A 10,753-nucleotide genomic window follows, 5' to 3' on the forward strand; every position below is an offset into this window, starting at 1 on the left:
GCATCGTGGCCTACCAGAGAGCCCGGCTGCTCGTCGCCGCGGCCGTGTCCGCCGTCGCACTGGCTTCGGCCGCCTGCTCGGGCGGCGCCGGTGACAACACGAACATCGCCCTGCGCATGACGGTCTGGACCACCGACAAGAACCAGCTCGCCCTCTTCGACTCCATCGCCACCGAGTACCGCAAGGCCCACCCGGAGGTCGCGTCGGTCAAGTTCGACGTCGTCCCGGGCGACACCAGCGCGTACTCGGCCGCGCTCACCACCCAGCTCTCCGGCGGCAACCCGCCGGACCTCGCGTGGATCCTCGAGCGCGACGCGCCCGACTTCGTCCAGTCCGGCGCGCTCACCGACCTGAAGCCCACTTTGGCCGCGGCCGCCGGGTACAACGCCGGTGAGCTGGTCCCGTCCGCGACAAAACTGTGGACCAAGGACAGCGGCCTTTACGCCTACCCGTTCTCGACGTCGCCGTTCGGCATGTTCTACAACAAGAACCTGCTCACCCAGGCCGGGATCACCGAAACCCCCGACCAGCTGCTCGCAAGTGGACGGTGGACCTGGGACGCCGCCAAGCAGATCGCCACCCAGGTCGCCGCGAAGGACACCGGCAAGGCCGGCCTGGTCATCCGCGAGTTCGAGTACAAGCAGTGGGTGCTGCTCGCCTCGGTGTGGCGCGGCTTCGGCGCTGACGCCTGGGGTCCGGACGGCAGGACCTGCGGTTTCACCAGCCCCGAGATGACGTCCGCGATGACCTTCCTGCACCAGGCGATCTTCAGGGACAAGGCGCTGCCCGGCCCGGGCACCACGGCGGACTTCTTCGCCGGGGAAAGCGGTCTCACGATCGCGCAGATCAGCCGCGCCGGGCTGCTGAAGGCCAAGCCGTTCGAGTGGGGCATCGTCCCGCTGCCCGCCGGGCCGAAGGCGAACGCGCAGGTCGTCGGGCAGGCCGGGATCGGCGTCCCGGTGAAGGGGAAGCACGCCAAGGCCGCCGCGGACTTCCTCGCCTTCTTCACCAACCCGGCCAACTCGGCGAAGCTCGGCCAGTACTTCCCGCCCGCCCGCGACAGCCTCCTCAACGCAGCCACCCTGGCCAAGGCGAACCCGCTGTTCAGCCAGGAACAGCTGCAGAACGTCGTGGTCAACGGGATCAAGACCGGCGCGGTGCTGCCGTCGCACACCGGGAGCGCGCGGATCGCGTCGCTCGTCCAGTCCGCTTTGGACCCGATGTGGAAGCCGGACGCGAACGTGCCCGCCGCGCTGGCCGGGGTCTGCCAGGCGATCGACCCGGCGCTGAGCCAATGACCCTGACCTCGAAGAAGCGCGAGGAGCTCGCGGGGTGGCTCTTCATCGCCCCGCAGGCTCTCGGCTTCCTCGCTTTTGTCGTGGCGCCGCTGGCCGCGGTGGTCTGGTACAGCTTCCAGGACGTCAACCTGCTGGCCGGGACGTCGTCCTTCGCGGGCGCGGACAACTACGCGAAGCTCTTCGACGACCCGACCGCGCCGAAGGTCGCCCGCGCGACGGCGATCTTCTGTGTGGGCCTGGTGGTGTTGAACCTGGCACTCGCGCTCTCGCTGGCGTTGCTGCTCAACCTGAAACTGCGGGGCACCACGGTGTTCCGGACGGTCTTCTTCTCGCCGGTGGTCGTCACGCTCGTCGCGTGGACGATCGTCTGGAACTTCCTCCTGCAGGACAACGGCGGGATCAACTCGCTGCTGCAGGCGATCGGCGTCGACGGCCCGAACTGGTTGCGCGGCAACGGCACCGCGATGCTGTCGGTGATCGTGGTGCAGGTGCTGAAGAACGTCGGGTTGAACATGGTGCTGTTCCTCGCGGCGCTGCAGGGGATTCCGTCGTCCATCATGGAGGCGTCCCAGCTGGACGGCGCCGGGCCGTGGCGGCGGTTCCGGTCGGTGATCCTGCCGATGATCAGCCCGACGACACTGCTGACGGCGATCATCACCGTCGCCGGCGCGCTGCAGGTGTTCGCGCAGATCCAGGTGCTGACCCTCGGCGGGCCCGCGGACAGCACCAACGTCCTGGTCTTCTACTTCTACCAGCAGGCCTTCGCCAACCACGACCTCGGTTACGGCTCCGCGCTGGCCGTCGTGCTGTTCCTGGTGATCCTCGTGCTCACGCTGCTGCAGTGGCGGATGCGGAGGCGGTGGGTGTTCCATGAGTCGTAGGGCGAAGATCGCCTGTTACGCGGTGATGGTCGTGCTGGCCGTGCCGTTCGTGTTCCCCACGTGGTGGATGATCACGGCGTCGCTGCTGCCGGCCAACGAGGTGCTCGCGTACCCGCCGAAGCTGTTCCCGAACCAGCCGCAGTGGGAGAACTACCGGGCCGCGTTCACCGACTTCCCGTTGGCGCGGCAGTACTTCAACAGCCTGTACATCGCCGTGCTCGTCACGCTCGGCACGATGTTCTTCTCCTCGCTCGCCGGGTACGCGTTCGCGCGCATCCGGTTCCGCGGCGAGAAGCTGTTCGGGCTGATCCTCATCGGACTGATGGTGCCGAGCGAGGTCACGATCATCCCGCTGTTCCGGGTGGTCGACGACCTCGGGCTGACCAACACGCACTGGCCGCTGATCGTCGTGCCGATCTTCGGCGCGCCGAGCGTGCTGGCGACGTTCGTGATGCGGCAGTTCTTCATCACGATCCCGGGTGAACTGGAGGAAGCCGGGCGGCTCGACGGCCTCTCGCGGTTCGGGCTCTACCGCCGGGTCGCCCTGCCGATCGCAAAACCCGCGCTGGCCGCCGTCGCCATCTTCACGTTCCTCAACACGTGGAACTTCTTCCTGGAACCGCTGGTCTACCTGACCGACAAGGACATGTTCACGCTGCCGGTGGCGCTGACGCAGTACGTCGACGTCTACGGCGGCCACCTCTGGAACGTCCAGCTCGCCGCCGCGACCACCACGGTCGTGCCGGTGCTGATCGTGTTCATCATCGCGCAACGCCAGTTCGTCGAAGGGCTCGCCCAAAGCGGCCTCAAAGGCTAGGAGGCAGTCGTGCTCGATCGCAGAACCTTCCTCGGCGGGGCCACGGCCGCCGCGGTGCTCGGCCTCGCGGGCGCCCGGACGGCGTCGGCCGAGGTGCCGCCGTCGACGGGGCCGTACCCGCCGCTCGCCCCGCTGCCGCCCGGTGCGCCCGACCGGCGGCTGTTCAGCCCCGTGGAGCAGCGTTTTGCGCCCTATCTCGCCATTCTGCCGGGCATTGTCAACGATGTCAGCACCGATCCGGCCACCCTGGGCTTCTTCGGCGGCGGCTGGTGGCGGACGCCGAGCGAGCCGTACAACGCGCGGGTCCAGGAGCACGTCTACACGCTGAGCTGGTTCCACGCGAACCGGCGGCCGTGGAACCCGTACTTCCTGGATCCCGCGCTGCGGAACCGGCTCGACGCGGCGATCGCGCACTACCTGAACCTGCAGCACCCCGACGGTTCGTTCCCGGAGTACTCGATCACCGAGAAGTCCAAGGCCGCCACCGGGTTCGGCCTGGGCTACCTGGCCAAGACGCTCGCCAACCTGCGCCAGGTCAACGCGTTGCCCGCCCGCCGCGCGCAGCTGGAAGCCGCGCTGCACCAGGGCATGACGTGGTTCCTCAATCCGGCCAACCCGATCTGGGCCCACCCGATCGAGTTCGCCAACCAGAACACGTCCGGGCTGTCGTCTTCGCAGCTGGCGCTCAAGCTGAACCCGGACGCCGGACTCGCCAGGCAGCTCCACGACCGCATCGAGTTCCTCGCGGCGAACGGCCAGAGCCCGGCCGGGTTCTTCTACGAGCCGACCGGGATGGACGTCAACTACAACTTCGAGGTGATGCTCCCGGAGCTCGCCGAGATCTACGCGCTGACCCGCAACCGCACGGTGGTCGGGATGGCGCGGAAGTTCGCGGACTGGTTCGGTTACAACGTCGTCCGCGAACCGGACGGCTCGGGCTCGCTGACCTACGTCGCGACGTCGAGCCGCACGCACGTGTCCTATTACGACGACGTCATCCCGGACCCCGACCGAACCAATCTCGCCTCGCTGTTCGTGCCGGAAGTCCCCGACCTGGCCGCGGTCTTCACCACCCGGGAGGACCGGGCCGAAAGCCGGCGGCAGTGGGCGAAAACGCCCGGCCCGGCGATCGGACCGGCCAAACAGGACACCTCGCCGCGCATCCTCGCGCACGTCTCCTACGGCGAGGCTTTCCCTTCGCACGGAGCAAAACAAGCCGCGCTCCGGCAGCTGCCCTACCTGCGTTCGACCGACTTCGCCGTGCAGCGGCGGGACGACGAGCTGAACCAGATCTACTGCTACGTCCGCCGTCCGGAGCTGTACCTCGCCGGGTTCTGGGGCACCCGGCCGTCGAGCTACGTCCGGGGTGCGCAGGGCCTGCTGTGGCACCCGCGGGCCGGCATGGTCGTCCACTCGCAGCAGGACGACACGCAGTGCTGGGCCAGCCTGCTCCCGAACGGCAGCCCGGACGCCCGCGGCCTCCTGGACTCGGCGTTCTTCCTCGGCGACCGCGCGTGGGACGGCAGCCGCAAGGTGCCCGGCTCGGCGCCGGTCGTCGTCCGGTACGGCCTGGACACCCGGATCCGGACCGACCTGACGATCACCCGCGACACCGTCACCCGCGCGGTCCGGGGCACCACCCCGCTCACCGAGCAGGTCCCGCTCGTCCTGCACCCGGGTGACGACGTGCGCTTCTCCGACGGCACAACGGTCACCTACGGCGCGAACACCACCGCGACCGCGTCAGGACTGACGATCCGCCGCGGCCGCACGACGATCACGATCGGCTGGGGAACTGTCCTGGGCGCGACCGTCACCGCCACCGCCGTCACCTTCCTGCGCGACGGCGCCCGGCGGCTGCACGTCCTGCGGGTCCCGCACTCCGGGACCCTCACCACGGAGATCCGGCTTCGGTAGCCGGACGGTGAACGTCGACCCGGCGTCCACTTCGGACTCCGCGGTCACCGTGCCGCCGTGGGCCTGCACGAGGTGGCGCACGATGGCGAGGCCGAGCCCGCTGCCGCCGGTCTGGCGGCTGCGGGACTTCTCGGCCCGCCAGAACCGGTCGAACACGTGCGGCAGGTCCGCGGCGGGGATCCCGGTGCCGGTGTCGGCGACGGCGAGCGTCACCGCGTCCACAGTGGACGACACGCGGATCGTCACCCGGCCGCGGGCCGGCGTGTGCCGGATCGCGTTGGTCACCAGGTTCCCGACCACCTGGCGCAGGCGCACCGGGTCGGCCGCCACCACGCTCTCGCCGGTGGCCTCGACGGTGAGCGTGATCCCGCCCGCGGCGGCCCGGTCGGCGAGCGCGGCGGCGACGTGGCCGGCGAGCTCGGCCGCGTCGAGCGGTTCGGGGTGCAGGCGCAGCTGCCCGGCGTCGGCCGCGGCGAGGTCCTGCAGGTCGTCGACGATGTGCTGCAGCAGCACGGTTTCTTCCAGCAGGGACGCGCTCAGCGTGTGGTCGAACGGCAGGTGGCCGTCCTCGGCGGCCTCCAGCCGGCCGCGGATGACGTTGAGCGGGTTGCGCAGCTCGTGCGCGATGTCACTGACCATCGCCTTGCGCTGCTCCTCGATGCGCTCGCGGCGCGCGGTGAGGTCGTTGAACGCGGTGGCGAGGTACCCGACCTCGTCGCGGGACTTCACCGGCGCCGGCCGGTCCTGCTGGGCGGCTTCGGTCAGCGCCCGCAGCGGGCGGGCGAGCCGCCGCGCGACCAGGACGGTGATCGCGGCGGCCAGCACCAGGACACCGCCGGTGACCGCGAGGATCCGGGTGAGGTTCTCCTGCGACAGCGTGAACGTCGGCAGCTGCGAGCCGCTCGGGCCGAGGGTGAACAGCAACGCGGGCGGCGCGACGAACGGCGTGAGCTGCTCGCGCCGGGCCGAGTCGAGGCAGCTCTGGCTCGGCCCCTGGTCCGGGGCCGCGAGCACTTCGAGGTCGAGGCTCAGTTTCACCTCCTGCGCCCCCTGGCTCTGCAGGCAGCGGTTCACCGCTTCGTTGAGGCTGTCGAGCGCGGTTCGCTCGGTCGGGGTGGGCTCCGCCAGCTCGTAGATCCCGCACTTGGCCGCGAAGTAGCGGACGCTGAGCGGGTCGGCGCCGGTGAGCTGGGCCCGCCCGCTCGCCGACTCCCGCACCTGGCCGGTGATGCCCAGCGAGTCGAGGCAGGCCACGGCCTTCCTGGCCAGGCCGTCGAGGTCGGCGCGCTCGTTCGGCGGCAGCTTGAACGGGCCCACCGCGCGCGGGTCGATGCCGCTGGTGCCGGCCTCGGGCAGCAGCACGGGGTCGACGTGCAACGGGTCGACCGACGCGGTCGCCTTCACCGGCAGGGTCACCGGCGCGCCGCCGGAGTCGCCCAGCACCCGGCGGTCGATCGTGGTCAGCACGATCCGGCGGCCCGTCTGCTCGGACAGCGCCCGCAGCTTCGGCCCGGCCAGGTCCCACGTGTGGTTGGCCGCCGCGTAACCGAGCAGCTCGGTGTAGATCGTCGCGTCACCCGAGAGCGCCTGGCCCTGCTCTTGCTGGATCGCGCGGGTGGTGGTCTGCACGGCGAGCCACGCGGTCGCGGCGATCGAGCCGAGCGCGATGAGCAGCGAGACGGCGGTGAGCCGGACGACCAGGCTGCGCCGGCGCGGGAAGCGGCTACGACCCATTTTCGTCCGTCAGCTTGTACCCGACGCCGAACACCGTTCGCAGGTACGCGGGGTGCTGCGGGTCGGGCTCGATCTTCTTGCGCAGGTTGAGCACGTGGACGTCGATGATGCGGGTGCTGACGAACCGGTCGTCCCCGCGGGTCAGCTCCAGCAGCTGCCGCCGGGTGAACACCCGCCCGGGCTGCCGGATCAGCGTCTCGAGCAGCTGGAACTCACCCGGGGTCGTCTCCACCGGGCGCTCGTCGACCGACACCTCGTGCCGCACCGGGTCGAGCCGCAGCGCGCCGACGCGCAACGCCGTGTCCGGCGGCTCGCGCCGGGCCGCGGTGCGCCGCAGCAGCGTGCGGACCCGCGCCATCAGCTCGCGCGGGCTGTAGGGCTTGGTCAGGTAGTCGTCGGCGCCGAGGTCGAGGCCGAGCAGCAGGTCGTCCTCGGTGGCGCGAGCCGTCAGCATCAGCACCGCGACGTCGGACTCGCCGCGCAGGATCCGGCAGACGTCGAGGCCGTCGACCTTGGGCATCATGACGTCGAGAACCAGCAGGTCAGGGCGCTCGCGGCGGGCTTCGTCGAGCGCCGCCCGGCCGTCCGGGGCCAGCACGACGGTGTGGCCCTCGCTCTCCAGGTAGAGCCGGAGGACCTCGGCCTGCTTCTCGTCGTCTTCCGCGACCAGCACACGTGCGCACACGGCGTCGAGGTTAGGCGTCCTGACAAGGCGGCCACCCGATCCTGACCGGATCTTCATACCTCCGGGCACGAGCCAGGTCTTTGTCAAAGTGTTGACCCCGGGCCCCGGGGCAGGCAAAGGTCGGATGAAATGGTCGGCGTTGATCGGGAGGCACCCGGTGCGGTTCAGGTTCATGGCGGCTCTCGTGACGACGGCGGTGCTCGGGGCGCCCGCTGTCGCTTCGGCGGCGCCGACAACGATGTCACCCCTGGTCGGGGACCCTTCGGCCTACGTCGACCCGCTGATCGGCACCGGCCGGGGCGGCAGTTCGGTCGGTGAGATCAACAACTTCCCGGGTCCCGCGGCGCCGTTCGGGATGATGCAGTTCTCGCCGGACACCCAAGGCGCGTACGCCGGCTACCAGTACCACTCCGATCAGATCCGAGGTTTCAGCCTCGACCACGCCTCGGTCGGCTGCAACGCGTTCGGTGACGTGCCGATCCTGCCGGTCACCGGCGACGTCGGAAGCGCGCCCTGGGATCGCGTCGAGCACTTCACCCACGACGACGAGAAGGCCGAGCCGGGCTACTACGCCGTGACGCTCGCCGACTCGAAGGTCCGGGCCGAGCTGACGGCGACCACGCGCACCGGGCTCGCGACGTTCACCTACCCCGCCGGCTCGACGCCGCAGGTGCTCGTCAAGGGCGGTGCGAGCCTCGCCGGGAACTCCGCCGCCACGCTGAAGGTCACCGGCGACCGCGAGGTCAGCGGCTCGGCCACCACGGGCAACTTCTGCGGCAAGGGGAACCACTACACGGTCTACTACGACATCACGTTCGACCAGCCGTTCACCGCGCACGGCACCTGGGACGGCTCGTCGGTGAAGCCGGACACCGACAGCGTCGACTCGCCGCGGGCGGGCGCGTACCTGACCTTCGGGTCCGGCACCGTGCACGCCAAGGTGTCGATGTCCTATGTGGGCGTCGACGGCGCGAAGGCCAACGCGGCGGCGGAAGTTCCGGGCTTCGACTTCGCCGCGGTCCGGAAGTCCACCCGGGACAGGTGGACGCAGGCGCTGGGTAAGATCCGCGTCGCGGGTCGCGATGAGGCTCAGCTCAAGACGTTCTACACCTCGCTGTACCACTCGCTCATGCACCCCAACACCTTCGACGACGCCGACGGCCGGTACATCGGTTTCGACAACCAGGTCCGGACGCTGCCGAAGGGCCGTCACCAGTACGCGAACTTCTCCGACTGGGACACCTACCGCTCACTCGCGCCGCTGCACGCCATGCTGTTCCCGAAGGAAGCCAGCGACATGGCGCAGTCGCTGACGAACGACGCCGTGCAGGGCGGCTGGTGGCCGCGCTGGCCGATGGCGAACGGCTACACGGGCCAGATGACCGGCGACAGCTCGGTCGCGCTGATCTCGAACCTGTACGCGTTCGGCGCGCGCGACTTCGACGTCAAAACGGCCTTGAAGTACCTGGTCAAGGGGGCGACGTCGGTCGACAACACACCCGGCGCGTACCAGGAGCGCCGGGGCATCTCCGACTACGTCGCGCGCGGGTACATGCCGAACAACGACGCCTCGCGCGGTGACCACGCGCGGGTCGGGGCGTCGATCACGCTGGAGTGGGCGATCGACGACTTCGCCATCGCGCAGTTCGCGCAGGGGATCGGCGACCGCGACGTCGCCCGGGAGTTCACCAAGCGCGGCCAGAACTGGCAGAACATCTTCAACCCCCTGACCGGCTACCTGCAGCCGCGGGCGCAGGACGGCCGCTTCCCGGACGGCCCGGCCTACGTCCCGCCGCCGCCCGGCAAGTTCGGCCAGGACGGTTTTGACGAGGGCAACGCCGCGCAGTACACCTGGCTGGTGCCGCAGGACCCGGCCGGGCTGGTGACGGCGATGGGCGGGCCCGCGGCGGTTTCGCAGCGGCTCGACACCTTCTTCCAGAAGCTGAACGTCGGCCCGAACGAGCCGAACATGTGGGCCGGCAACGAGCCCGACTTCGGGGTTCCGTTCCTGTACAACCACGTCGGGCAGCCCTGGAAGACCCAGCAGGTGGTCCGCGAGATCGCGACGACGTTGTTCAGCGCGACCCCGGACGGCGAGCCGGGCAACGACGACCTCGGCGCGCAGTCGTCGTGGTACGTCTGGGCCGCGCTCGGCATCTACCCGGCCACGCCGGGGACGCCGGACCTGGTCGTGGCGAGCCCGTTGTTCGAGCGTGCGGTGCTGTCCCTCCCGAATGGACGGACGATCGACCTTCGGGCGCCGCGCGCCTCGGCCACCACACCGTACGTCCACGACCTGTCGCTGAACGGACACGACTGGGACCGCACGTACCTGCCCGCGAACACCGCGCGCGACGGCGGTCGGCTGGACTTCTCGCTGCAGTCCACTCCGGACAAGCGGTGGGCGGCGAACTCGGTTCCGCCGTCCTATCAGGACAACGAGAAGCCGTTCCTGACGTCGGCGACCAACCAGGTCGTCGTCTCGCCGGGGACCAGCGGCCAGGCGACGGTGAGCGGACAGCGGCTGGGCGGGCACGACCGCGTGCTGGACGTGTCCACCCAGGCCCCGCCCGGGATCACGGTGACCGGGCCGCGCCAGCTGCGGCTCGACGACCGGACCGGCAGCGGCACCGCGAAGCTGACGGTCGCCGTGGCCGCCGGGACACCCGAGGGGTACTACCAGGTGCCGGTGACCGTCCGCGGCGGCGCGACGTCGGTGCCCGGCTCGGTGATCGTGCTGGTCGCGCCGAAGAACGGTCTCGCGGCGGCGTACTCGAACGTCGGCATCTCCGACGACGGCGACACGGGTTCGGCCGACATCGACGGCGCCGGGAACAGCCTTTCCCGGCAGGCGCTGGCCGCGGCCGGCGTCGTCGGCGGGAAGCCCGCGCAGGCCGTGGGCACGACGTTCACCTGGCCCGCCGCACCCGCCGGGCGGCCGGACAACGTCGTCGCGGCCGGGCAGACGATCCAGCTGTCCGGAACCCGGCTGTCGTTCGTCGGCACGGCGTCCAACGGTGACCACCGCGGTTCGGCGACGGTCACGTTCACCGACGGCACGACCGGCCAGGCGGACCTGTCGTTCGGCGACTGGGTGTTCCCGGGCGGCGGCGCGGACCCGGTGTTCGGCAACACGCTGGTGGCCCGCACGGACCACCGCAACCAGCCGGGCGGCCCGGGCGGCGGGGCGTCGGTCTACGCGACGGCGCCGTTCGACGCCCCGGCCGGGAAACAGATCGCTTCGGTGACCCTGCCGGCCGACGCGGACCTGCACGTGTTCGCGATCGGCCTCGCCTGACGCTGTCGTGGGGGGTTTGGGGGGGTTTTCCCGCCCCCCACACCCCCGCAAAGGGGGGGGGGGGGGGGGTTTTTGGGGGTGGGGGGGTGTGCCTTTGCGTCGTCGCAACGTCGGGGGTGCTCC

Annotated in this window: 6 protein-coding genes; 4 read left to right on the top strand and 2 right to left on the bottom strand. The window is 70.5% G+C overall.

Going from position 1 to position 10,753, the window contains the following annotated elements:
* Window positions 1-5: 5 nt before the first annotated feature.
* The 3 genes from ACZ63J_RS28415 to ACZ63J_RS28425 are packed head-to-tail and all read left to right on the top strand — an operon-like array spanning window position 6 to window position 2,996.
* Window positions 6-1,298 carry an ABC transporter substrate-binding protein gene (locus tag ACZ63J_RS28415; protein ID WP_465401952.1) on the top strand — a complete coding sequence of 431 codons (1,293 nt, stop codon included), beginning with the start codon at window positions 6-8 and terminating at the stop codon, window positions 1,296-1,298.
* Complete coding sequence (locus tag ACZ63J_RS28420) at window positions 1,295-2,179, top strand: carbohydrate ABC transporter permease (protein WP_465401950.1); 885 nt, start codon at window positions 1,295-1,297, stop codon at window positions 2,177-2,179. The genes ACZ63J_RS28415 and ACZ63J_RS28420 overlap by 4 nt, the downstream gene beginning before the upstream one ends.
* Complete coding sequence (locus tag ACZ63J_RS28425; protein ID WP_465401948.1) at window positions 2,169-2,996, top strand: carbohydrate ABC transporter permease; 828 nt, start codon at window positions 2,169-2,171, stop codon at window positions 2,994-2,996. The genes ACZ63J_RS28420 and ACZ63J_RS28425 overlap by 11 nt, the downstream gene beginning before the upstream one ends.
* Before the next feature lie 1,743 nt (window positions 2,997-4,739).
* Here ACZ63J_RS28425 and ACZ63J_RS28430 read toward each other — a convergent pair.
* Window positions 4,740-6,647: a sensor histidine kinase gene (locus tag ACZ63J_RS28430; protein WP_465401946.1), complete on the bottom strand. Its 1,908-nt coding sequence runs from the start codon at window positions 6,645-6,647 to the stop codon at window positions 4,740-4,742.
* Window positions 6,637-7,332 (bottom strand): response regulator transcription factor, encoded by a 696-nt coding sequence (locus tag ACZ63J_RS28435; protein ID WP_465303335.1) that lies wholly within the window; start codon window positions 7,330-7,332, stop codon window positions 6,637-6,639. Before ACZ63J_RS28435 ends, ACZ63J_RS28430 begins: the two co-directional genes overlap by 11 nt.
* Window positions 7,333-7,504: 172 nt before the next feature.
* Here ACZ63J_RS28435 and ACZ63J_RS28440 point away from each other — a divergent pair, with 172 nt between their 5' ends.
* Window positions 7,505-10,630 carry a GH92 family glycosyl hydrolase gene (locus tag ACZ63J_RS28440; RefSeq protein WP_465439671.1) on the top strand — a complete coding sequence of 1,042 codons (3,126 nt, stop codon included), beginning with the start codon at window positions 7,505-7,507 and terminating at the stop codon, window positions 10,628-10,630.
* Window positions 10,631-10,753 lie beyond the last annotated feature (123 nt).

It is taken from the genome of Amycolatopsis sp. NPDC104863, from assembly GCF_055582965.1.

What these genes read in the sequence shown, in the direction of transcription:
- ACZ63J_RS28420 (WP_465401950.1), top strand. Translation starts at nt 1,295, where the DNA reads ATGACCCTGACCTCGAAGAAGCGCGAGGAGCTCGCGGGGTGGCTCTTC.
- ACZ63J_RS28425 (WP_465401948.1), top strand. Translation starts at nt 2,169, where the DNA reads ATGAGTCGTAGGGCGAAGATCGCCTGTTACGCGGTGATGGTCGTGCTG.
- ACZ63J_RS28430 (WP_465401946.1), bottom strand. Translation starts at nt 6,647, where the DNA reads ATGGGTCGTAGCCGCTTCCCGCGCCGGCGCAGCCTGGTCGTCCGGCTC.
- ACZ63J_RS28440 (WP_465439671.1), top strand. Translation starts at nt 7,505, where the DNA reads ATGGCGGCTCTCGTGACGACGGCGGTGCTCGGGGCGCCCGCTGTCGCT.